This window comes from Klebsiella sp. Ech2A (assembly GCF_030078455.1).
In the GTDB taxonomy this organism is placed as follows: Bacteria; Pseudomonadota; Gammaproteobacteria; order Enterobacterales; family Enterobacteriaceae; genus Klebsiella; species Klebsiella terrigena.
This window is the reverse complement of sequence record NZ_JAQGFU010000008.1, coordinates 17,304-41,112: the sequence shown is the minus strand read 5'-3', so window position 1 is coordinate 41,112 and position 23,809 is coordinate 17,304. Positions and strand designations below refer to the sequence as shown.

The 23,809-nt window shown below is 60.9% G+C and carries 16 protein-coding genes; 7 read left to right on the top strand and 9 right to left on the bottom strand.

Translation table 11 applies throughout. The annotated features are described in order from the left end of the window. Nucleotides 1-11: 11 nt before the first annotated feature. Both PFH44_RS03675 and PFH44_RS03670 read right to left on the bottom strand, forming a co-directional pair. Nucleotides 12-1,145, bottom strand: a complete 1,134-nt coding sequence (locus tag PFH44_RS03675; protein WP_283824319.1) for a serine hydrolase domain-containing protein — start codon at nucleotides 1,143-1,145, stop codon at nucleotides 12-14. A gap of 214 nt (nucleotides 1,146-1,359) precedes the next feature. Further along, nucleotides 1,360-1,983 (bottom strand): glutathione S-transferase family protein, encoded by a 624-nt coding sequence (locus PFH44_RS03670; RefSeq protein ID WP_283824318.1) that lies wholly within the window; start codon nucleotides 1,981-1,983, stop codon nucleotides 1,360-1,362. Nucleotides 1,984-2,236: 253 nt separating this feature from the next. Between PFH44_RS03670 and PFH44_RS03665 the strand changes: the two genes are divergently transcribed. The 3 genes from PFH44_RS03665 to PFH44_RS03655 all read left to right on the top strand — a co-directional run bounded on the left by PFH44_RS03665 (nucleotide 2,237) and on the right by PFH44_RS03655 (nucleotide 5,913). Beyond that, nucleotides 2,237-3,385: an iron-containing alcohol dehydrogenase gene (locus PFH44_RS03665; RefSeq protein WP_283824317.1), complete on the top strand. Its 1,149-nt coding sequence runs from the start codon at nucleotides 2,237-2,239 to the stop codon at nucleotides 3,383-3,385. A gap of 257 nt (nucleotides 3,386-3,642) precedes the next feature. Further along, complete coding sequence (locus tag PFH44_RS03660; RefSeq protein WP_283824316.1) at nucleotides 3,643-5,295, top strand: alpha,alpha-trehalase; 1,653 nt, start codon at nucleotides 3,643-3,645, stop codon at nucleotides 5,293-5,295. Between the two features lie 69 nt (nucleotides 5,296-5,364). Then, the gene (locus PFH44_RS03655) at nucleotides 5,365-5,913 is read left to right on the top strand and encodes a GNAT family N-acetyltransferase (RefSeq protein ID WP_045853941.1); all 549 of its coding nucleotides are present in this window, start codon (nucleotides 5,365-5,367) and stop codon (nucleotides 5,911-5,913) included. Between the two features lie 66 nt (nucleotides 5,914-5,979). Here PFH44_RS03655 and PFH44_RS03650 read toward each other — a convergent pair whose 3' ends face one another. Continuing rightward, nucleotides 5,980-6,738 carry an SDR family NAD(P)-dependent oxidoreductase gene (locus tag PFH44_RS03650; RefSeq protein ID WP_283824315.1) on the bottom strand — a complete coding sequence of 253 codons (759 nt, stop codon included), beginning with the start codon at nucleotides 6,736-6,738 and terminating at the stop codon, nucleotides 5,980-5,982. 118 nt (nucleotides 6,739-6,856) lie between these two features. Between PFH44_RS03650 and PFH44_RS03645 the strand changes: the two genes are divergently transcribed. The 3 genes from PFH44_RS03645 to PFH44_RS03635 all read left to right on the top strand — a co-directional run bounded on the left by PFH44_RS03645 (nucleotide 6,857) and on the right by PFH44_RS03635 (nucleotide 10,500). After that, nucleotides 6,857-7,756 carry a LysR family transcriptional regulator gene (locus PFH44_RS03645; RefSeq protein WP_283824314.1) on the top strand — a complete coding sequence of 300 codons (900 nt, stop codon included), beginning with the start codon at nucleotides 6,857-6,859 and terminating at the stop codon, nucleotides 7,754-7,756. Nucleotides 7,757-7,876: 120 nt separating this feature from the next. Continuing rightward, entirely contained in the window at nucleotides 7,877-8,908 is a 1,032-nt protein-coding gene (yhjD, locus tag PFH44_RS03640) for an inner membrane protein YhjD (RefSeq protein ID WP_128876951.1), read from the top strand. A gap of 269 nt (nucleotides 8,909-9,177) precedes the next feature. Continuing rightward, nucleotides 9,178-10,500 (top strand): MFS transporter, encoded by a 1,323-nt coding sequence (locus PFH44_RS03635; RefSeq protein WP_045853937.1) that lies wholly within the window; start codon nucleotides 9,178-9,180, stop codon nucleotides 10,498-10,500. A gap of 45 nt (nucleotides 10,501-10,545) precedes the next feature. Here PFH44_RS03635 and PFH44_RS03630 read toward each other — a convergent pair whose 3' ends face one another. After that, complete coding sequence (locus PFH44_RS03630; RefSeq protein ID WP_283824313.1) at nucleotides 10,546-12,597, bottom strand: AsmA family protein; 2,052 nt, start codon at nucleotides 12,595-12,597, stop codon at nucleotides 10,546-10,548. A gap of 194 nt (nucleotides 12,598-12,791) precedes the next feature. Between PFH44_RS03630 and kdgK the strand changes: the two genes are divergently transcribed. Then, nucleotides 12,792-13,721 (top strand): 2-dehydro-3-deoxygluconokinase, encoded by a 930-nt coding sequence (gene kdgK, locus PFH44_RS03625; RefSeq protein WP_045853935.1) that lies wholly within the window; start codon nucleotides 12,792-12,794, stop codon nucleotides 13,719-13,721. A 58-nt stretch (nucleotides 13,722-13,779) separates the two neighbouring features. On the opposite strand, the gene PFH44_RS03620 is transcribed toward kdgK, so the two are convergent. From PFH44_RS03620 to bcsZ, 5 genes are all read right to left on the bottom strand, one after another. Beyond that, nucleotides 13,780-15,282 (bottom strand): M16 family metallopeptidase, encoded by a 1,503-nt coding sequence (locus PFH44_RS03620; RefSeq protein WP_283824312.1) that lies wholly within the window; start codon nucleotides 15,280-15,282, stop codon nucleotides 13,780-13,782. A 219-nt stretch (nucleotides 15,283-15,501) separates the two neighbouring features. After that, complete coding sequence (locus tag PFH44_RS03615) at nucleotides 15,502-16,788, bottom strand: dicarboxylate/amino acid:cation symporter (protein ID WP_045853933.1); 1,287 nt, start codon at nucleotides 16,786-16,788, stop codon at nucleotides 15,502-15,504. A 155-nt stretch (nucleotides 16,789-16,943) separates the two neighbouring features. After that, a complete protein-coding gene (hmsP, locus tag PFH44_RS03610; protein WP_045853932.1) occupies nucleotides 16,944-18,950 on the bottom strand; it encodes a biofilm formation regulator HmsP in 2,007 nt (668 codons plus the stop codon). Between the two features lie 285 nt (nucleotides 18,951-19,235). Then, the gene (bcsC, locus tag PFH44_RS03605) at nucleotides 19,236-22,715 is read right to left on the bottom strand and encodes a cellulose synthase complex outer membrane protein BcsC (RefSeq protein WP_045853931.1); all 3,480 of its coding nucleotides are present in this window, start codon (nucleotides 22,713-22,715) and stop codon (nucleotides 19,236-19,238) included. Beyond that, a complete protein-coding gene (bcsZ, locus tag PFH44_RS03600; RefSeq protein WP_045853930.1) occupies nucleotides 22,697-23,806 on the bottom strand; it encodes a cellulose synthase complex periplasmic endoglucanase BcsZ in 1,110 nt (369 codons plus the stop codon). The genes bcsC and bcsZ overlap by 19 nt, the downstream gene beginning before the upstream one ends. Nucleotides 23,807-23,809: the final 3 nt, after the last annotated feature.

Here is a 23,809-nt window from a genome sequence, read left to right as displayed (position 1 = left end):
GGGCCCCGTACTCACGGGGCCTTTTTCAACGCCTCATGGCGCAGCCGATAATCCGTTTCCGCCGCCTGATTTTGCAAAATCGCATGCCCGATGTAGTTACTCCAGTTAAAGCTATTTTGCAGCACCACCACCGCATTCTGGTTCGCTTTATCAAAGCCGATATAGCTCGAATAGCCGCCGATGTAGCCCACCTGATAGGTAATCTTCTGCCCGCCGATCGTATCGGTCACCCAGGCAATATTCGCCGCCTCCGTCTGCCGCGGATAGTAGTCGTGGCCAACGTCGGTGAAGGCTTTATCCAGCGCCGAATTGCCGGTCGGTGAAAAATGGGCGCGGGCGTAAGCGATAAGGTCGCGAGCGTCGCTGTACAGGTTTGCCGCCCCCACCATATTGTTGCTGAACTGCCAGTCCGGCGTCAGCGCACCGCGGGTTTTAAATTTCGGCTGATCCCCCGCATGTCCGAGGGCGCGCCGGGAGTATCCGCGCAGCGTTGACGGCACGAAGCTGGTGTTATGCAGGGCCAGCGGCTGGAAAATCATCCGCGATGCCAGCGCCTCAACGGATTCTCCGGTCTGATATTTGAGGATGTAGCCGAGAATGGCGTAGCCGAGATTGGAGTATTCAGGCTCGCGCACCAGCGGCGCGTTGAAGGTGCTGAGATAGCCCAGCGCGCCGTCGCCGTCGAGTTCGTGATAGAAGTTTTCCCCATCGCTCAGGTAGGCCAGCAGATGCTCCAGCGACAGCAGGTTCATTGGCTGACGCGGCAGTCCGGAGGTATGCGTCACCAGCTGCAGGAGAGTAATTTTCCTGGCGTCTGCACTCAGCGGGGTCTGCGGCGGCAGCAGCATGGCGAGCGTATCGTCCCAGTGCAGCCGCCCCTCATTGACCAGCAGGGTTATTACCTCTGCGGTGACCCCTTTGCTCAGCGAGCCGAGGGCAAAGAGCGTATCCGGGGTAATCGGGTAGCGATTTTTGGCATCGGTCACGCCGTAGCAGTGAAATTCCGCCGGGCCGTTATGACGGATCACCGCCACCACCACACCGCTCACCTGCTTGCTCTGCATATAGTGGTTAACGAAGGTATCGACGGAGAGCCGATGCCCGTTTTGCCCTATCTGACTGGTTTCGTCAGAAGGGACACTCATTTGCGAAAGCGTTCCGGAGCATCCGACAAGCAGCGCAGACGCCAGCAACACAGGGCTCAACCGCCTGCTCAAACCATACCTTCCTGCCGTACGCGCTACCGGGTGGATAAAAAAGGGACGCAGATCGTAACGGCAGTCATCGGTGATTGCAAAGCGAATAGGCTGAATTTAACGTCCGCGGCGCGGTCAATCTGGACGTTTTTTTATCCTGCGGTCACGCCATGCCGTTGTTACCGTGGCGCATAAACGCCGGGCGCTGGTTGAGCGCCATATACCAGTGCTCAACCGCCGGCAGTTCCGGGTGGGCAAAAGGGGTCATTTTCCAGCGGTGAACCGACAGGCCGAGCACGATATCCGCCAGCGTAAATTGATTACCCGTCATCCAGGCGCCGGTGCGTTGCAGCTGTGATTCAACGATGTGCACGCAGCGGGTCCATGTGGCAATGCTCTCTTTCAGCGCCGTCGGGTCCTGAAAGCGCGGGTCCTTACGCACTAGCCCCATAAACGCGTAGCGCCAGGCGTTGTTAAACTCCGTGGCCTGCCAGTCCATCCAGTGCTCGACCTCGGCCGCCGCCTGCGGCGCGGCGGGCAGCAGATCCTCCCGCCCGGCCTTGCGCGCCAGGTAGCGACAGATACTGTTCGACTCCCACAGCACAAAGTCGTCATCCAGCAGAACCGGCACCAGGGCGTTCGGATTCAGCGCGCGGAACTCCGCGGTATCAATCGGCTGAAATCCGCTGCCGTAATCTTCCTGCTGATACTCAAGGCCCGCTTCTTCGCAGGTCCACAGCGCTTTACGGACGTTAATTGATGAGCGTTTACCCAGTATTGTTAGCATTGTCAGGGATTCCTTAACCGAAGGGACGTTTTATTCACCATACTCCATCGGCTGCGCGAGTACAGCCAGCAACGGGGCAGACTGCCGGATAATATGTAATGACATGTGCGTTGGCTTTCCTCGCTCGTGCCAGTCACAGACCCGGGAAAGCCCCCGGGAATTCCCTGCGTTGCCGCCTTCCTGCAACGCGAATGATTTAGGGTATAGTTGATGCTTGCCTTTGCTTGCCTTTTTGCCGATACAGGAGCCCGTGATGCTGACCCCCTTTAACGTTTTAACCCCGGGAAATATTCGTTTTGGTCGCGGCCTGGCGCCGAGCGCTGCGCCCTGGCTGGCCCAGCGCAGCGACAAGGTGCTGCTGGTGCACGGCGCCAGCCCGCAGCGGGCCGACTTTCTGCTGGCCGAACTTCGCGCCCACGCGCTGGAGGTGACGACCCTCGCCATCGCCCATGAGCCCGACCTGCAGGCGATCGAGCAGGGCGTGCGCCTGGCGCGCGAAAGGGGCGTCGGGGCGGTGGTGAGCCTCGGGGGCGGCGCAGTGATCGACGCCGGGAAGGCCATCGCCGCACTGGTGCCGGCATCCGGGGAGGTCATCGAATATCTCGAAGTGGTCGGCAGCGGCCGGGTACTGGAAGCGCATCCGCTGCCCTTTGTCGCCATCCCCACCACCTCCGGCACCGGCGCCGAGGTGACGAAAAACGCGGTGATTAACGTCGTGCAGCAGCAGCGTAAGGTCAGCCTGCGCGATGACCGGATGCTGCCGGACCTGGCGATCGTTGACCCGTCGCTTACCGATAACGCGCCGCGGGCGGTGACCCTGGGCTCCGGCCTCGATGCGATCACCCAGCTTATCGAACCCTGGCTGTGCACCCGGGCCAACCCGTTTACCGACGCCCTGTGCCGGGAGGCGATCCCGCGCGGCATCAAGGCGCTGAAAACGCTAATGGCGAAAGAGTGCCCGCAGAGTCGCGATGAGATGGCGTGGGTCAGCCTGTGCGGCGGCCTGGCGCTGGCCAATTCCGGTCTCGGCGTTGTTCACGGCCTGGCGGGGCCGCTGGGCGGCCTGAGCAACGCCTCCCACGGCGCGCTGTGCGGCTGCCTGCTGCCCTTCGGCCTCGCGCTTAACGAATCGCTGGTCACCGATGAAGCCCTGCGCGAGCGCTTTAACGACGTGCGCCGCTGGCTGGCCGACGGGCTCAACGTGCATCCGGATACCGCCTGGGAGAGCCTGCACGAATGGAGCCGCGGCGCCGGGCTCGGCAATCTCAATGACCTTGGCGTGGCGCATCGGGCGCTTGAGCCCGCCGCGCTGGCCGCCAGCGGCTCGTCGTCGATGAAAGCCAACCCGGTCACGCTGAGCAGCGAACAGCTGCTGGAGATGCTGGAAGCGGCGTGGGAGTAATCCCGCGCCTTCGCCATAAAATAAGATTTTGTTGCAAAACGATTGCTCTGAATTTTTCCGCGCGATTCAGAGCACCATCTCATAAATTAACGATAAAAATCAGTTGCTAATAAAAATACCGCCTTCAGGTATTTGCACAGAAGCGTGACCTGCCGCACAGTTTCCCCCACGAAAACCGAAGCGAATGACTAAGCTTAAAAGCCATGCCGGGAATACCCGGCGCCATTAAGCGACGCGATCCGGAGGTCCGTATCACTATGTCCAGCCAGACATTACGCAACGATAATAACGATGAGTTAAAGATCGACGTCGATCTGCGCTACGAAGCCGATCCGTATGAGTTAAAACTGGACGAAATGTTCGACGCCGAGCCGGAGCCAGAAATTATCGAGGGGCTGCCGGCGTCTGACGCCCTGACCCCGGCCGATCGCTACCTGGAGCTGTTCGCGCACGTGCAAAAATCGCGCATTTTCGCCGACAGCAAAACCTTCCCCGACTGCGCGCCGAAGCAGGACCCGCTGGATATTTTAATCCACTACCGGCGGGTGAGGCGCACCCCAGGGTTCGATCTGCGGCAGTTCGTCGAGGATCACTTCTGGCTGCCGGATCATCGCGCGGAAGATTACGTTTCCGATCCTAAGCGATCGCTGAAAGAGCATATCGATCACCTCTGGCCGATCCTCACCCGCGAGCCGCAGGATCATATCCCGTGGTCGTCGCTGCTGGCGCTGCCGCAGTCGTATATTGTGCCCGGCGGCCGCTTTAGCGAGACCTACTACTGGGACTCCTACTTCACGATGCTGGGGCTGGCGGAGAGCGGCCGCGAGGACCTGCTGAAGTGCATGGCGGACAACTTCGCGTGGATGATTGAAACCTACGGCCATATCCCTAACGGCAATCGCACCTACTACCTCAGCCGTTCGCAGCCGCCGGTTTTCGCCCTGATGGTTGAGCTGTTTGAAGAGGACGGCGTGCGCGGCGCTCGCCGCTACCTTGAGCATCTGAAGATGGAGTACCGCTTCTGGATGGACGGCGCCGAGTCGCTGATCCCGAACCAGGCCTATCGCCACGCGGTGCGTATGCCGGACGGTTCGCTGCTCAACCGCTACTGGGACGATCGCGACACCCCGCGCGACGAGTCCTGGCGCGAAGATGTCGAAACGGCAAAGCGCTCCGGCCGCCCGCCCAACGAGGTTTACCGCGACCTGCGCGCCGGCGCCGCCTCCGGCTGGGACTACTCCAGCCGCTGGCTGCGCGATATCACCCGTTTGGCGAGTATTCGCACCACCCAGTTTATCCCCATCGATTTGAACGCCTTCCTGTTCAAGCTCGAAAATACCATCGCCAATCTCTCCGGCGTTGAGGGCGATCGCGAAACGGAAGCCGCGTTTCGCCAGAAGGCCAGCGACCGTCGGGCGGCGGTGACCCGCTATTTGTGGGATGACGACAGCGGCTGCTTCCGCGACTACGACTGGCGCCGCGAGCAGCTGGCGCTCTTTTCGGCCGCCAGCATCGTGCCGCTGTACGTCGGAATGGCCACGCATGAACAGGCGGATCGCCTTGCCGACGCGGTGCGGGCCCGCCTGCTGACCCCTGGCGGCATCATGGCCACCGAGTATGAAAGCGGCGAACAGTGGGATAAGCCTAACGGCTGGGCGCCGCTGCAGTGGATGGCGGTGCAGGGCTTCAAAATGTACGGCCAGGATCCGCTCGGCGATGAGATTGCCCAAAGCTGGCTGCAAACGGTGAACCACTTCTACAAGCAGCATCATAAGCTGATTGAGAAGTACCATATTGCCAGCGGCGTTCCGCAGGAGGGCGGCGGCGGTGAATACCCGCTGCAGGATGGTTTCGGCTGGACCAACGGCGTGGTGCGTCGGCTGATCGGCCTCTACGGCGAGCCATTATAACCAGGTGCTGTTCCGGCGGAGAATGTCCTGCTATGGTCACGCTATCGACCTTTGCAGGAACCCCGATCTATGCCTGAACTGCTTACGCCACGGCTGCGCTGCTCGCCGCTGCAGCTGGATGACTGGTCCTTCTTTTTAGCCCTGCAGCGCGATCCGCAGGTGATGCTCTATATCGCCGATTCGCGGCCGCTCGCCGAGATCCGCGAAGCGTTCGATTCGCGCCTGTCGCCGTGGACGCCGGGCGCCAGGCACTGGTTGTGCCTGATCGTCCGCGACCGACAAACCCACGTGCCGCTCGGCATGACCGGCTACCGGCACCACGAGGACGACTGCGCTGAGGTCGGGTTCCTGTTCACTCCCCAGGCCCAGGGAAAAGGCTACGGCTACGAATCACTGCAGGCGCTGTGCGATTTTGCCTTTTCCGCAGGCGGCGTTCGTCGCCTGACCGCCACCGTCACCGCCGGCAATATCGCCTCAAAAAGCCTGCTGCAGAAAACCGGCTTTCTGCTGGAGGGCGAGCTGCGCGAATGCTACTGGCTCAACGGCCGCTGGCATAACGACTGGCTATTTGGTCTGCTGCCGCGCGATTACCACCGCCCCGCCGCCGCGGCAGGCTAGCGCCACCGGCAGCAGAATACGCCGCCGCGTCCGTTGCCGAGCCAATTGACGCGGCGGCCTCGCCGCTTACAGGAACATGCCGCCGGAAACCTCCACCCGCTGGGCGTTCATCCATTGCAGATCGTCGCTCAGCAGCGCCGCTATCGCATCGCCGATATCGTCCGGCAGCCCTACCCGTCCCAGCGCCGTTTGCGCCGCAATATGCTGGTTTACCTGCGCATTATCGCGCACCACGCCGCCGCCAAAATCCGTCTCGATGGCCCCCGGCGCAATGATGTTCACCGAGATCCCGCGCGCGCCCAGCTCTTTTGCCTGGTAGCGGGTCAGTACCTCCATTGCCCCTTTCATGGAGGCATAGGCGGCGTATCCCGGCAGCGCGAAGCGGGCCAGCCCGCTTGAAACGTTGAGGATCCGCCCGCCGTCCTGCAGCAGCGGCAGCAGGCGCTGGGTCAGAAAGAACGGGCCTTTGAACTGGATATTCATCAGCTCGTCAAACTGCGCTTCGCTGGTCTGCGCAAAGGCGACGTTGATGCCGATCCCGGCGTTGTTTAATAAATAATCAAAGGTGCCGCGCTGCCAGCGCTGCTGCAGCAGCGTCTCCACCTCCTGAGCAAAGCTTTCGAAGCTCGACGTATCGCCGACGTTAAGCGCTAATGCCGCAGCTTTAACCCCTTTTTGCTCGATTTCAGCGACAACTTCCAGCGCCGCCTGCTGGTTGCTGTGGTAGGTGAGGATAATATCGGTTCCCTTCGCCGCCAGCTTCAGCGCCGCGTTTTTTCCCAATCCACGGCTGCCGCCGGTCACTAAAGCAATACGTTGTGTCATCAGAAACCCCTTATCGGTTGCGTTTGCATCGTTAAAGAGCTTATTAGCTGACAGAAAAACAATAAATACGCTAAATTACGTTTTACTGTTTCCCTGGCAACAACAATAGGTCTCGGGTATGGATAAAATTCACGCAATGCAGCTGTTCATTCGCGTGGCGGAGCTGGAGAGCTTTTCCCGCGCCGCCGACACCCTGGGCCTGCCGAAAGGCAGCGTTTCACGCCAGATCCAGGCGCTGGAAAGCCATCTCGGCGCGCGCCTTCTGCACCGCACCACCCGCCGGGTGCAGCTGACGCAGGACGGGATGGTCTACTACGAGCGCGCCAAAGACCTGCTGAGCAACCTCGACGAGCTGGACGGCATATTCCAGCACGATCCCTCCAGCATCAGCGGACGACTGCGGGTAGATATGCCCGTCGGACTGGCGAAAAATTTGATCATTCCGCGGCTGCCGGCCTTTTTGCAGCAGTACCCGGGAATTGAGCTCGAACTGAGCTGCAGCGATCGGCTGGTTGACGTGATCCGCGAAGGCTTCGACTGCGTCGTCCGCGTCGGTACGCTGAAAGATTCCGGCCTGATCGCGCGCCCGCTGGGCAAGCTGACGCAAATTAACTGCGCCAGCCCGCAGTACCTGGCGCGCTTCGGCTATCCGCACTCCCTTGACGATCTCGGCGATCATGCCCTGATCCACTATGCCAGCACCCTTGGCGTTCGCCCGGCGGGTTTTGAGGTCGTCAGCGACGGGGCCGTGCGCCGGGTGAAAACCGGCGGCATACTGACCGTCAATAGCACCGAGACCTACCTGGCCGCCTGCCTCGCCGGGCTGGGCATTATTCAGGTTCCGCGCGTCGGCGTTCGCGACGCGCTGCGCACCGGGGAGCTGATAGAAATTCTGCCGCAATACCGCGCCGAACCGCTGCCTGTCTCGCTTATCTACCCGCATCGGCGCAATCTTTCGCGTCGCGTCCACCTGTTTATGGAGTGGCTGGGCGGCGTGATGAAGGGCTACGTCGATTAGCGCACGGCGGGCCCGTTTCGCCAGAGTCAGGGGGCGGGTTTACCGCTCCGCCGCCGCAACCGGCGTTTTGCGTATATAATTTTTGCTGAATCTCGCTGTAAAAAAAGGAAGAAATAACTGATGACACCGGAAAACGACGCGACACGCCCGACCCAGGATCCGGGCCAGCAGCCGGAAAAGAGTAAAAGCACGCTGGCCGCCATCAACGAATCCGCCGTGGGACAGAAAGCGAACCAGGCGCTGAAAAGCGTGACCGGGACGGCGGAAAAGGTCCAGCGAAATCCGATTATTGCGCACCTTATACGCGCGGCGGAGCGCTTTAACGACCGCCTGGGCAACCAGTTCGGCGCGGCCATCACCTACTTCTCGTTTCTGTCGATGATCCCGATACTGATGGTCTCCTTCGCCGCCGCCGGCTTTGTCCTCACCTGGCATCCGACGCTGCTGCAGGACATCTTCGATAAAATCCTGCTCAACGTCAGCGATCCGACGCTGGCGGCAACGCTGAAGAACACCATCAACACTGCGGTTCAGCAGCGCACCACCGTCGGCCTGGTCGGGCTGCTGGTCGCGCTTTATTCCGGCATTAACTGGATGGGCAACCTGCGGGAAGCCATCCGCGCCCAGTCCCGCGACGTCTGGGAACGTACGCCGCAGGATCAGGAAAAGATCTGGGTAAAATACTTCCGCGACTTTATTTCGCTGATTGGCCTGCTGGTCGCCCTGATTATTACCCTCTCCATTACCTCCATTGCCGGCGCCGCGCAGCAGACCATCATCTCCGCGCTGTATCTCGACAATATTGAGTGGCTAAAACCGGCGTGGCGGCTGATTGGCCTGGCGATCTCGATTTTCGCCAACTATCTGCTGTTTTTCTGGATCTTCTGGCGCCTGCCGCGCCACCGTCCGCGGCGCAAGGCGCTGATACGCGGCACGATGATTGCGGCAATCGGCTTTGAGGTGATTAAAATCGTTATGACCTGGACGCTGCCGGCGCTGGTGAAGTCCCCGTCGGGCGCCGCGTTTGGCTCCGTTTTAGGGCTGATGGCCTTTTTCTATTTCTTCGCGCGCCTGACCCTGTTCTGCGCGGCGTGGATTGCCACCGCCGAGTATAAAGACGACCGCCGGATGCCGGGAAAAACCCACGATTGATGCCGGTTCGGGCTGAACGGAGAGGTATCATTCAGCCCGATCGATCATTTCAGCAGATAAATCCAACGTGTAACTTTTATTTAACCTAAACCTGGTTTTATCTGCCATTGTTTTATTTATGTGAAGCATTTCATAGAAGTTATTTTTCAGGCACGCAAATTATCCGCTTTTTGCCCATTTTTTCGCCTCTCCCGCGCCCTGTTACAGATTGAAATGTCGCTTTTGCTGTGGCTATATGGCTTTTCGTTCGCTAAAAATAAGAAAGATCTATGCAAGCCACAGCCACCACGCTCGACAAGGCGCAGGAAACCGCACCGGTTAACTCGCGCAATAAGGTCGTCGTTGCCTCACTCATCGGTACCGCCATTGAGTTCTTCGACTTCTACATCTACGCCACCGCCGCGGTTATCGTGTTTCCGCATATCTTCTTCCCGCAGGGCGACCCGGCCGCCGCGACGCTACAGTCGCTGGCAACCTTCGCCATTGCCTTCGTCGCGCGTCCGATTGGCTCAGCGCTGTTCGGCCACTTCGGCGATCGCGTCGGTCGTAAGGTGACGCTGGTCGCCTCGCTGCTGACCATGGGGATCTCTACCGTGGTGATCGGCCTGCTGCCCGGCTATGAGAGCATCGGCATTCTGGCGCCGATGCTGCTGGCGCTGGCGCGCTTTGGTCAGGGGCTGGGCCTTGGCGGTGAATGGGGCGGCGCGGCGCTGCTGGCCACCGAGAACGCCCCGCCGCGTAAACGCGCGCTGTACGGCTCCTTCCCGCAGCTGGGCGCGCCGATCGGCTTCTTCTTCGCGAACGGCACCTTCCTGCTGCTCTCCTGGCTGCTGACCGACCAGCAGTTTATGGAATGGGGCTGGCGCGTGCCGTTTATCTTCTCCGCGGTGCTGGTGATTATCGGGCTCTACGTCCGCGTTTCGCTGCATGAAACGCCGGTCTTTGCCAAAATCGCCGCGGCGAAAAAGCAGGTAAAAATCCCGCTGGGGACGCTGCTGACCAAGCACGTGCGGGTCACCGTGCTCGGCACCTTTATCATGCTGGCCACCTATACCCTGTTCTATATCATGACCGTCTACTCCATGACCTTCAGCACCGGCGCTGCGCCAGTGGGCCTCGGTCTGCCGCGTAACGAAGTGCTGTGGATGCTGATGATGGCGGTGATTGGCTTTGGCGTGATGGTGCCGATTGCCGGCCTGCTGGCGGACGCGTTTGGCCGTCGTAAGAGCATGATCGTCATTACCTCAATGATTATTCTCTTTGCCCTGTTCGCCTTTAAGCCGCTGCTGGGTTCCGGTCAGCCGGTGCTGGTCTTCGCGTTTCTGCTGATTGGTTTGAGCCTGATGGGGCTGACCTTCGGTCCGATGGGCGCCCTGCTGCCGGAGCTGTTCCCGACGGAAGTACGCTACACCGGCGCATCGTTCTCTTATAACGTCTCGTCGATTCTTGGCGCCTCCGTCGCGCCGTATATTGCCGCCTGGCTGCAGGGCAACTACGGCCTGACGGCGGTAGGGCTCTACCTGGCGTCGATGGCCGCGCTGACGCTGATTGCGCTGCTGCTGACCCACGAAACTCGCCACCAGTCGCTGTAATCCTTTGCTGCCCGGCGCGTCGCGCCGGGCAGCGCTCCTCTGAATCTACTTTTTCATCTGCGATAAAATCGTCTGACACTGGTTGGCTTCGCCCTCCGCCGGCGATACCAGCGCCAGCAGCGCCGCAGCCGGGGTGACCAGCGTTGCCAGCGCGGCCGCTACCGCACCGCGGGCGATCAGCGGCCCCACCTTCACTCCGGCGTCCGGGGATTTAAACGTGCCGCGCACGTACAGCGGCGAGCGCAGGGTAATAATGCGCAGCCCCTTGCTTTCGGGGTCGATGGTTAAGTCGAGCTGCTCCGAGGCGAAGCTGGCGGTCCCGGTGACGTTAATCAGCGCATTTTCGGTATCAAAGGCAAAGATCTGCGGCCGCGCGACGCCGTTAACCACGTCAACGTTGGCCGCCGCGCAGTTTACCCGCACCTCGTCGTCGCCAAAGATCTGCCCGATAAGATAGTTACCGACGTTCAGCCCCAGAATTTCCATCAGGTTTCGGCTAATCAGACCATCGTTCATCAGCAGCTTGATATTGCCGTTGCTGTTGCCCAGCAGCGCCGCCACCGAGTTACCGGTGCCGCGCAGCTGCATATCGCCGTTCATCTCGCCGAGGGTCTTCTGCATCATCTCCACGTTCGGCATCAGCGCCTTGAGCTTCAGGCGTCTGGCCTGCAGGTTAGCGGTGCCCTGCAGCGGCTTTTTATCGCCCTGCAGATGCAGGCTGCCGGCGATGGTGCCGTTGGCGAGGCCAAAGCGCAGCGGCTGCAGGCGCAGGTCGCCGCGCTCAAGGATAACGTGGGTGCTGAGGTCGCTAATCGGTAACGTGCCGCCGTGCTCAATTCGCCGCCCCTTGAAGCGGACATCGGCATCCATCAGCTGCCACTTGTCGGTCTCAAAGCGATCGTAAGGCAGGACTTTCCCGGCCGGCTGCGGCGTAGCTTCGCCTTTACGCTGCTCGGTTTTGCTCGCCTTACTCCCGGAGTTCACGCCAATCAGCGGCCCGAGGTCCGCCAGGCGCAGCTGGCGGGATTCAACGTCGCCCTCCAGCTTCGGCCGCGGCTTGCCGGTGGCGTAGGTCAGGGAGCCGTGTATGTCGCTTTCGCCGATCCGACCGTTGAAATCGCGATAGCTAAAGCGCGACCCGCCCTGCTGATTGAAGGTCGCCCGCAGGCGCCCGTCGGTGGAAAACGCCGGCGTATCCGGCAGAACGATTCCGGTGAGATCGTATAAATCCCCCAGCGAATCGCCGGAGAACTTCAGGCGTAAATCGACACCGCCCAGGCTCAGCGGATCGCTCACCGTCCCGCTAAAGGCCACCCGGGTATTGCCGGAGCGGAAGTCGCCCTGCAGCGGGAACGGCGTCCCTTCGCTGCGCAGCGCCAGCATGCCGCCAATTTTACCGCTGCCGGAGAGCGGCTGGTCACGATAGCTCCCCTTAGCCGTCAGCCCAAAAACGTAGTCCGCCACCCTCTTTGGCGCCTCTTTGCCTTCCGTGCCGGTGACTTCGCTAAACGGCAGCGGTTTGCCCAGCGGATCGACCGTCAGGGTAATATCGGCGCGCGTCACCTTGTCGATAATAGCGATCCGTCCACGATCGAAGAGGATGTTATCCAGCCGGAAAGACCAGTCGGACGGCGCGGCCTGGCTGGCCGCAGCGTCGTCCGACCCGAGGGTAAAGGTCCAGTTATTGGTTTTCTCGGAGAGCCTGATCAGCCGGGCATCGGGCTGCTGCAGCTTAATCCACGGCAGATAGACCGTTTTGCTCAGCAGCGACAGCGGCGCCAGCGTGGCTTCGACGCGCGGCAGGTGCACCATCGTAACCTGGGGGATATCAGGCGGGTTGCCGAGGACGATATCTTCGGCATGGACGTGGGGCCAGGGCACCCAGCTCCGCCAGCCCCGCTCGTCGCGCTGGCGCTCCCAGACCACGCCGAGGTCGCCGCGAATGGCAAATGGCCGGTTCAGCTCGGCGGACACCTTCTGGTTAATCGTGGGCTTCAGGCGATTCCAGTCAAATGTCGCCAGTACGATGAAAAACAGAACGATAAGTAAGACTATCGTTCCCGAGATAATGGCAATCGTTTTGCGGGTTGTGGTCATACCCTCTCAGCTCCTTTGCGCCTCGTCAGTCCTGAATATAGTTGAAAAGCGCATCTTTCTCCGACAAATGCGTCTTTCGTCACATAACGTGCCTGATGTCAAAAAAATAATGGAACGATGTTTTAATATGATTGACCATAAAAACGACGCGGCGCACACTAGCGCTAATTCCGATTCAATCCCAGGTCATGATGATGTCTAAAAAAATTGCCGTTATCGGCGAATGTATGATTGAGCTGTCAGAGAAAAACGCGGCGGTAAACCGTGGATTTGGCGGCGATACCTTAAATACCTCGGTCTACATTGCGCGTCAGACCGACGCCAGCGCGCTCGCCGTGCACTACGTTACCGCGCTTGGGACGGACGCCTTCAGCCAGCAGATGCTGGAATCCTGGCAGGCCGAGGAGGTCAAAACCGATCTTATCCAGCGTATGGCCGATCGTTTGCCGGGGCTCTACTACATCGAAACCGACGATACCGGCGAGCGGACGTTTTACTACTGGCGCAACGAAGCGGCGGCAAAATTCTGGCTGGAGAGCGAGCAGTCTGCCGCGATCTGCGAAGAGCTGGCGACCTTCGACTACCTCTATCTCAGCGGAATTAGCCTCGCCATTCTCAGCCCGCAGAGCCGCGAGATGCTGCTGACGCTGCTGCGCGAATGTCGCGCTAACGGCGGGCAGGTGATTTTCGACAACAACTACCGCCCGCGCCTGTGGGCCAGCAAAGAAGAGACGCAGCAGGTTTATCAGCAAATGCTGACCTGCACCGATATCGCCTTCCTGACGCTGGACGACGAAGATGCGCTATGGGGTGAAAAACCGGTAGCAGAAGTGATTGCCCGCACGCATGCCGTCGGCGTCAAAGAGGTGGTGGTAAAACGCGGGGCCGACTCGTGCCTGGTGTCGATTGTCGGCGAGCCGCAGCAGGAGATCCCTGCCGTCAAGCTGCCGAAAGAGAAGGTGGTTGATACCACTGCCGCCGGCGATTCGTTCAGCGCCGGCTACCTCGCCGTGCGCCTGACCGGCGGTGACGCCCGGTCCGCCGCCGTCCGCGGGCACCTGACCGCCAGCACGGTCATTCAGTATCGCGGAGCGATTATTCCGCGCGACGCGATGCCGCAGTAACCTTCGACCGGGCTGCGCCATCAGCGCCGCAGCCCGGGAAGAGCCTCGTCAACCGGGCCTACTGGGCGGGGGGAATATCCGTCGCGTCGCTGCGCACCTCGGCAGCCTCTCCGCTTCCGGCCGTCGTCGTCGCCGTTGGCGCAGGCACCATCAGCTTCTCCCACGTCGCCTTCAGATCCTTCATGTTATATTCCGGCTCGCCCTGCGGCTGCTGCAGCACCAGCGCCATATCCTGCGACAGCTGCTGACGCAGATACTGATTCAGCATATCGACGGTCAGAGAATCAAGAAACTCCTGACGCAGCTTCTGATACTGCTCCGGCGCGATATCCACCACCTGATTCTGCAGCGAGCGGATGCGCTGGCTGATCAGAATATCGGTATCGGTACGCGCGTAGGTGGCGAAGAGCTTTTGCAGCTCGAGCTTTTTCTGCGCAATCAGGGTATCGAACTCATCCTGCGGTAAGCCGTTATCGCGGACCTTCGCCAGCTCGCGGGACACCGCAATCAGGTTCGCATTGAGCTTGTTGCCCGGCGATTCAATGTTGATCGCGCACTGGGCGCGCTGGTACAGCACCCGGCAATCAAAGCCGAGGTTCACGTCTTTGATGTTGTTTTTGCTCAGGTTCTGCTGCACGTGCCAGAACAGCGCCTCGCGGGCCAGATCGTCGCGCCAGTAGTGCTGCAGCGCCACCGAATCGCGAATAGGCTGCCACGGAGCGTCCCACATGATCGACAGCTTATCCTGACGCACGGTATCGGTCATGATGCTCACCGGCGTCGTCGGCAGCGGAGCCAGCGTCGGCACCGCGGCCGGCGTTTCTCGTTTGCCCTTCATCTCGCCGAAGTTTTTGCCGATCTGCTCCACCACGTTACGGCTATCAACGTTACCCACGACGATCAGCGTCATGGCGTCCGGGGTGTACCATTTCTGATAAAACTCTTTCAGCTGCGCAACGTCGACCGGGGTTTTCAGCGGCGCGGCGGGGTCATGCCCCAGCATGGTGGAACCTTTCAGCCGGTAGCGCCACCAGCCCTCTTTGGTATCCAGCGGCCAGGTCGCGACCATGTCGCCACCCTGCAGGGCGTGATTCACCGCTTCAGGCGTCACCGTTAGCTTCCCGCTGGCGTCGGCCAGCCAGCTCAGCGCCTCTTTCAGCAGGTCGTTGCGGTTATTCGGCAGGCTGAGGTTAAACATGGTGTAGCTATAGGAGACGATCGCCGGCGGTAGCGGACGATTCGGATCGATGCTCTGCTGCCACAGGGAGCGCGCCTGCATCGTCGCAAGGCTGCCGCTCTGCGTTAAGGCCAGGCGGGGAATAAAGTGGCTAAAACCGCTCTGCTGAGTGCTTTCACTCAGCGAGCCAATATTGACGAACAGGCGGACTTCAATACGATCGCTAGGACGCTGCGGAGTGGCTAAGACCTGCCACTGAAGTCCGTTGGCGAGAGTCCCCTGTTGCCAGGCCGGGTCCGGCTGGAGCGCTTCTGCTTGCACATAACCGGCCGCTGCCATCATCAGCAAACCACCCGTTAAGAGTTGAATTTTTGTGCCCTGCATGTGAACCCCTGATGAACATTCCTGGTTACAAAAGCAGCCCGCTGGAGGGCTGCCAAAAAATATGGTGAGTAAGTACGTCGGTTAGACCACGCGGAGAGGAAAATGTCGCACGGAGACGTAAAATAATCATTTAGTATCACTCCCCAACCCCGGGGAGCGATACCTAATTATGCGCAGGAGCCCGGAGTCCAGCAAGGGACAACGGCCTAACAGATGGATTTAAGAGGATAATTCGTGCGATTTGTTCGCCGGAGTACGGTTATTGAGGACATCATCCAGCTGCTGGGTATCCAGCTCTTTCACCCATTTCGCCACCACGATAGTCGCCACGCCGTTGCCTACGAGGTTGGTCAGCGCCCGCGCCTCGGACATAAAGCGGTCGATACCGAGGATCAGCGCCAGGCCGGCAACCGGTAAATGGCCCACGGCAGAAATGGTGGCTGCCAGGACGATAAAACCGCTGCCGGTGACGCCGGCGGCGCCTTTCGAGGAGAGCAGCAGCACCACCAGCAGCGTTATCTGGTGGAAAATATCCATATGGCTGTTGGTCGCCTGGGCGATAAATACCGCCGCCATCGTCAGGTAGATGGAGGTGCCGTCAAGGTTGAACGAGTAGCCGGTGGGGATCACCAGACCCACTACCGATTTGCGACAGCCCAGCTTCTCCATCTTATCCAGCATGCGCGGCAGCGCCGATTCGGACGAGGAGGTCCCGAGAACAATCAGCAGCTCTTCGCGGATATAGCGAATGAATTTAAAGATGCTAAAGCCGGTGATCCGCGCGATGGTGCCCAGCACCACCACCACAAACAGAATACAGGTAATGTAGAAGCAGACGATCAGCTGGCCCAGCTGCACGAGGGTGCCGACGCCGTATTTACCGATGGTAAAGGCCATGGCCCCGAAGGCGCCGATCGGCGCGAGGCGCATAATCATGTTGATGATGCCGAAGATCACCTGCGAGAAGCTTTCGATAACGTTAAAAATCAGCTGGCCCTTGCTGCCCAGGCGGTGCAGGGCAAAACCAAACAGCACCGCAAACATCAGCACCTGCAGGATGTTACCGCTGGCGAAAGCGCCGATCACGCTGCCGGGAATAATATCCAGCAGGAAGGCGACAATGCCCTGATCTTTTGCCTGCTCGGCGTAGACCGCCACCGCCTTCGCATCCAGGGTGGCCGGATCGACGTTCATGCCACCGCCGGGTTGCACCACGTTGACGATGATAAGCCCAATAATCAGCGCGATAGTACTGACGACTTCAAAATAGAGCAGCGCGACCGCACCGGTACGGCCGACGGCCTTCATGCTTTCCATCCCGGCAATCCCCGTCACGACGGTGCAGAAGATAACCGGTGCAATAACCATTTTAATCAGCTTAACGAAGGCGTCGCCGAGGGGTTTCATCTGCGCGCCCAGTTCCGGGTAAAAATGGCCCAGCAGAATACCGATCGCAATGGCCGACAAAACCTGAAAATAGAGGCTTTTGAAGAGAGAGGTTTTCATAGGGTGTCCTTTGGGTATAACCACAGACCTGGAAGGGTTATAGGTCGTCTGTGGCTTAAAAGTAACACCCGGGAAACATTTCAGAAATAACTAAGCGCGAAATTGCAACGGAATTGTTAAAAACTTAGAGCTGACTCGCACAAGTCAGCCTCCCGTTACAGGCTTGCACCCTCTTCATTCACCGACAAAAACTGCGCCGCAAACGCCTCCTGCGGTAAGGCGCAACCGAAGAGGTAGCCCTGGCCGATATCGACGCCGGCCTCCTGCAGCCACCGGTGCTGCTCCTCTCTCTCAACGCCTTCCGCCACGATGCGCAGGTTAAGGCCGCGCGCCAGCTGAATAATCGCCGGCACCATGCTGGTATCTTCGGGCAGCATGTCGATGAAGGCCTTATCGATTTTCAGGATATCGACCGGCAGCGACTTCATATGCTGGAGCTGGCGCAACCCGGCATAACCCATGCCAAAATCATCGAGGGCGATGCGCACCCCCGCTTCGCGCAGCGGGCGCAGCAGGGAGACGACCATCCGCGGATCGTCCAGCCGGCGGCTTTCGGTAATTTCGACGATCAGCGTGCCCGGCGCAATGCGGTAGCGCGAGAGCAGGGTCAGCATCTCTGCGCCCCGGTCGTGATGCAGCAGCTGCAGCAGCGACACGTTCACCGATAGCGGCAGCATAATGCCCTGGCTTTGCCATGCCGCAAGCTGGCGACAGGCCTCTTCCATCACCCAGTAGCCGACCGGGACAATCAGCCCGCAGGCCTCAATGCGTTCAATCAGATCCGGCGGCAGCAGCCAGCTGCCGTCCTCCTGGCGCTGGCGCAGCAGAACCTCCGCGCCGCACACTTCGCCGCTGGCGATATTCACCTGCGGCTGCAGCCAGATGGCGAAGCGCTGATTATCCAGCGCCGCCAGAATATCGTGCTCTTCCATCAGCCGGCGCTGGGCCTTCTCCATCTGCTGCGGATCGAAGAACTCAATCTGGTTTTTACCTTTGCGCCGCGCGGCGACGGCGGCGGAAACCGCGCGTCGGTAGAGCTGCTCCGCGCTCAGCTCGCCGTTAAACATCGCAATTCCGACGCTGGCGCAGGGGCGAAGCTGGATGCCGTGCAGCGGCAGACGCTCGCTGATTGCAGTGAGCACTTGCTTACTTAACGTCACCGCCTGCCAGGGCTCGGTAATACCGTTGGCCAGAATCGCAAAGTCATAGCCGCTGACCTGCGCCAGCACCATACGCGAGGGGATGATTGCCCGCAGCTTTTCCACCAGAGTCAGCAGCAGTATTTCGCGCTGGGCCTCCTTCAGGACACCGGCGGTGTCCTGCAGCGTTTCGCAGGCGACCACCAGCAGCGCCGAGGTTTGCGGGCGAGCCACCGCCTGCTCGAGCAGCGCCATCAGGAAGGCCTTATTCGGCAGGTCGGAGACCGGGAAGCGGGTGGACTGTAAAGAGAGCTCATCGTGCCGGCGCAGCAGGGTTTGCTGGTTGCGATTGTAGCTGCGCACCAGCATGCCTATCTCATCATCGTGATGCAGCCGCGGCAGGGTCAGCTGATGCCCGAGACGCTCCTGCTGCGGAACGTCGTTAAGATCGCGCGCCACCTTACGCAGCGGACGGACGATCAGTCGATTAATGCACCAGGTGATCGCCACCGTCAGAACCAGCACCAGCAGAAAGTAAGCAGTCACTAACGTAGAAAGCGTACTCATCACGAATTTATACATCTGGTATGAGTCGGCCTGCAGCACCAGATAGGCAAGCGGCTGCGGGTTCGCGGGGCGTTCCTGGGAGTAGATCGGCAGCGATATCTGTACCGGCAGCTCAAACATGCGGGTAATCATCACCGGAACCGGGCGCTCGGGGATAAAGCGCATTCGCAGCGCCTGGAACTGATTCGGCAGCACCACGTCCGCCCGGCTGACGATGCCGGCGGGCTGGATACGCCCGAGAATGGCTTCCGCCTCAGGAATATCCGCCTTCAGGATCGCCGCAGAGAGCGGCTCGCGAACGGAACGGGCGATGCTTTCTAACTGCGTGGCCGTAGTAAAGCGACTCTGTTGCACAAAGTGAAAGAGTAAAATAGAGCAAAAGACCAATACAAATGCCATGGACACGCCTGCGACCATCGCCATCTGTTTAATTGTAAGTGAGCGGCTGACGCGCAACTGTGTTCTCCACTAATACTGAATACTGTCCGGATTTCGTCCATCAACGCCGGTATTTTGCGGCTGATTGTCTCTGCGAAATAGCGCGTAAACGCCCGGCAGAGAGCGCCAAACGGGTCACCAGAACGGGTGCCAGGCACCGCCCCCGGGCTTGCGGACACGCCGGGCCGGCGTCGCGATTAGCGCAGCGCGAACGGGGGGATGCCCCCCGCGGCGCGAAGTACGACGAGTATACGCGAACACGGGGGTGGAGTGACGGTTGATCGCGTAATTCAGCCTATTCTGCTACCAATCAGCGTAGGGAACCAGCGGCTGCGGCGGCATATTCATATCGCCCTGCCAGCCGGAGGCCGAGTAGCGAACGTAGAGCAGCGCGTGGCTCGGGGTGTAGTCCTTGGCCTGCTGGATATCAACCGCCGCGCCCACGAACCAGTTGCCGGTCACCCGCCGTTCGACCAGCGCCCGGGCGGTGTAGCCGAAGCCCTGGCTGCTGCTGCCCTCCTCGCTAAACTGGCTGGCATAGGTGCGATACCCGGAGGGAATGAGGTTCAACAGCGGGTAGCGCGCCTGGGTTTTCGTCCGCGAGTGTGACCAGGAGACGGAGCCGCCAAGCTCCCACGACCAGTTTTCGGTACGCTGGCGCCAGGTCACCGGCACGGCGAAAGAGACGTACTCCTGCGGGCTATAGTAGCCGCCCTGTCCCAGAGTATAACCGCTGAGATCCTTGTCATAGTGCCAGAGCATATTGCTCAGGCCGACCGTCACGCGGCGGTTATCTTCGTTGATAACTTTATAGTAGTAGCCGGTCATCCAGCGCACGCGCCAGTTGTCGGCGACGTTTTTGCCGGTGAGCTGGTCGGCCCCCAGCGAAGACCAAACGCCGTTGGCTTCCCCTTTGTCGTAGCTCAGGCTGATGCCGCCGCCGTCGGCGCGCACCCCGCCCCAGGTTTTACCGGTATGGCTGGGGCTGTCCTTCTGCCCGCCAAACGCCAGCAGGGAGCTGGAAATCGGCCGACGGTGCAGATTGAGGGTGTAGCCCAGCGGGCCAAGATCGTCGCTGTAGCTCAGGCCGCCGACGACATCGACGACGTTAAAGCCCATCGGCGTGGTGCCGATGTCGCCGCTCCAGGTGTCGTTCTTCCACCCGACCGCCACGCTCGCCCCGCCGTCGCTCTGGTGAAGGCTACCGCCGGTGCAGGCAATCTCGCCGCAGGTGCCCCAGCTCGGCGAATAGCTGCCGTCGCCGTTGGTTGAGAAGCTGCCGGCGTTCATATTGACCAAATCGGTGCGGAAGAACATCCGGCCGTCGGCCAGCGGCGCATCCACGTGCAGCATCGTCGTCTGGGCTTTTAAATCGGAATAGCCGCCGGTACCGCTGGATCCCCAGTAATCATGCTCCAGCGTGACGTTAAGATCCTGCTGGCGATAAAGATCCGCCGCGTCGCTGCGGATCCCGCGCTTAAGCCAGTCGTCCTTCGCGTCGTTGCGGGTGAGGCGGGTGAAAGCGTCGTTATTCTGCGGACGGACCGCGGCCACGCCGGAAGCCACCATCGCGTCTTTATAGCTTTCCAGCGCCTGCTGCGGCTGGCCGTTTTGCGCCTGAAACCGTGCCGCATCGCGCAGCACCAGCGCGCTCTCCATCGACGGCGGCTGCGCTTTCGCCTGGGTGGCGATACGGCTAAAGATCTGCTGCGCCTGCGCCGCGTTGCCCAGCCCGGCCTCGGCCAGCGCAACTCGCCGCTGCATATTGATCGATTCGGCGTCCTCGCCCTTCAGCTGCGCGACCTGCCCGTGGGCGGCGTTTTTGTCGCCCTCGGCAAGGTAGACTTCCGCCAGCCCCAGGCGCGCGTCGCCGTTGTTGGCCTCTTTGCTCAAGGCCGCGTTGTACTGGAGGATCGCCGTCTGCGCGTCGCCGCGCTGCTGCGCCCAGTCGGCGAGGGTCAGATCGTAGCGCACCGACGCGGGCTGCTGCTTAATCAGCGCTATCGCCTGCTCTTCCTCGCCCGCCTCGCGCAGCCCGTTGGCCTGACGCAGAATATTGTCGCTCTGCAGGCGCGCCTCAAGCTCGCGAATATTATCGCTCCACTGGCTACGCGGCAGCGCGTTAATCTGCGCGAGGGCCATATCGTCCTGGCCGTTGCCGGATAGATAAAGGCCCCAGGCGTAGACCCGATCGGCGTCGCCGGGCTTACGGTTGACCATCGTGCGCATCAGCGTATCCGCCTCGGCCCGCTCGCCTGCGCTCACTAAATCTCGCGACAGCCGCCAGGTTATCCAGACGCTATCGGGGTCGAGCGCCAGACGTCGACGCTGCACTTCCGCAGCCTGCGCCCAGTTGCCCTGGCTCTCCAGCGCTTCAGCCTGCTTTTCCAGACGTTCGTTAGCCAGGCTGCGCTCAATATCGTCAATGCTGCGCCGCTGAGCGGGCGTCAGCCCGGCGATAAAGGCGCTGGCTTTTTCCGCCGACTCCGCACGATAGAGGTTCGCCAGCCCGCGTACCGCCAGGCTGTTGTCGCGATCCATGCGCAGCGCGCGCTGATAGTAGCTCTGCGCCGCGGCGCTCTCTTTACGCGCGGCGGCCACGTCGCCGAGACCAAGAACCGCGTAGCTGTCGGTGCGATCCACCCGCTGCGCCTGTGCGTAGGCGCTTTGCGCCTGCGCCAGCTGCCCGGCCTTCAGCGCGCTGTCGCCCTGCTTAATCAGCAGCCAGTAGCGGTTGGTCTGCAACAGGCTGCGCCATTTGTCGCGATTCGGGCTATTCGGGTCCATGGCGAGCGCTTTATTCAGCTGCGCCACGGCGCGGGCGCGATCCCCGCGCTGCGAATAGGCCTGGCCCAGCGCGCCCACGGCGTCGCTGTCCCTGGCATCCGCGCGAACGGCCTGCTGTAAATCCGCCACCGCCTGAGCCGGTTTATCGCTTTTAACCGCCGCCAGCCCTTCGGAGCGGGCGCGGAAGGTTGGGTCTTTGAGCTGCCCCTGCTGCTGCTCGAGCAGCACCCGGGCATTGGCCGCCGATTCGCCGGTGGCGAAGAGCAGCAGAAAGCGCTGCAGCGCCTGCACGCTGGCGCGGCTGACCGGCATATCTTTTATTTTGTCGAACCACATCGAGGCGGCGGTGCTGCGCCCGGCGGCCGAGCGCGACATCTGCTCTAGCCAGGCAAAACCTTCATCCGGCTTATTGTCGGCAAACATCAGCTTAGCCAGCGCGGTTTGCAGGGCGACGTTGCCCGGAGATCTGGCGTTAATTTTTTTCAGCTCAAGGACGGCTTCGTTATGCCGCGCCGGCAGCCGCGCGACCAGCGACCAGTACTCAATGGCGAGCGTTTCATCCGGCGGCACGCCGCCGAACAGCTTTTCAAATGCGGCCACGCCCTCTTCTACATGCCCCGACACGCCCAGCAGACGCGCCTGCTGCAGCGCCTGGCGCCCGTCGCCGGTGCTGAGATTCATTTCGCTGCGCGAGGATTTCAGGGCGGTCGAATCCGGAGCCAGCTTCGACAGGCGATCGAGCTGTTTCTTTGCCCCATCGGTATCGCCCTGGCGCAGCAGATAGCGCATCCGCGCGGAGATAACGTCCGGGTTATTCGGGTCAATCAGCTCCAGCCGGTACAGCGATTGACGCACCAGATCTTCACGATTGCTCGCTTCCCCCAGCCGCACCTGTTCCAGCAGATGGTCCTGAGCAGGCGTGGTCGCGGCCTGCGCCAGCGGCAGAAGCGCAGCCCCCAGGGCCAGGGTGATAAACGTTAGTGAGAACTTGCGCATTCCTGGTTCCAGTCAGGTTGTAATTCGCCATCGGCGGTAAAGCGAAAACGATGTTGATCCCATCCCTGGCCAAAAAGGGTCAGGACCGCGCTATAGTACGCGTCCGCGCCGGGATAGTTGTCGCTGACGCGCTGGCGCTGAACGGCCCGGGCATCCTCATTTTGTAAAAACGGCAGCAGCGCGGCCGAGAAGCCCACCGGGCCGTTTCCTGCGGTCTTCGCCGTGGCGATATTCACCTTTTCCGGCGGCAGGCCCTGGCTGAGGGTCTGCTGCGCCATCGGTTTAAAATGGGCCAGCAGGCGCGCCTTCTGCTTATCGCCGTCGTTGAGCATGCCGACCCACAGATAGACGCGGATCGCATCGTAGCTGCCGATAATCGGTTTATCCGCCTTCAGCTCCCAGCCCTTACCCTTCTCGTAGCGTACCCAGTCAGGGGAGAAGCCCTTGGGCGCCGTCTCCAGCAGCAGGCGGATATTGCCGTCGCGCAGCTTCGGCCACGGGGCGCCGTAGCGGACAAAATAGTTCGCCAGCTGCGGCGGGAGATAGCTGGGGTTGAAGCGCCAGCCTTTATCGTCAGCAAAGCCGACCTTCCCCGGCAGCACCAGCGGCCCCAGCCCCGGCACGTCCGCCACCTCTTCTTGCGCAATCCGCGACAGCAGCGCTTTACCTACCTCGGCGTACTGCGGCATCTGCCACAGGCGACCGGCCTCCAGCAGCGACCAGGCTATCCACAGGTCCGAATCGGAGGCCGAGTTGCTGTCCAGCATCGTCCACTCGCTGTCGCTCTTTTTGCCCCACAGCCAGCCGGGCAGGCGCGCGCGCAGGTCGCCCTCGGCAAGGTTGTTTTGCGTCCACTGCAGCAGCTTGCCGAACGCATCGCGATCGTTGGCCGCCAGGGCAAAGAACAAGCCGTAGCTCTGCCCTTCCGAAGTGGTGATTTTCCGCGGATCGCTGGGGTCAACGACGCGCCCTTCGGTGCTGACGTACTCTTTTCTGAACTGATCCCAGGCCGGCCACCGGCAGGCGGCGCTGACCTGCGCCGCCGCCAGCATCAATACCAATGTCACCCCTGTGCGTAGCGCATTCATCATGGG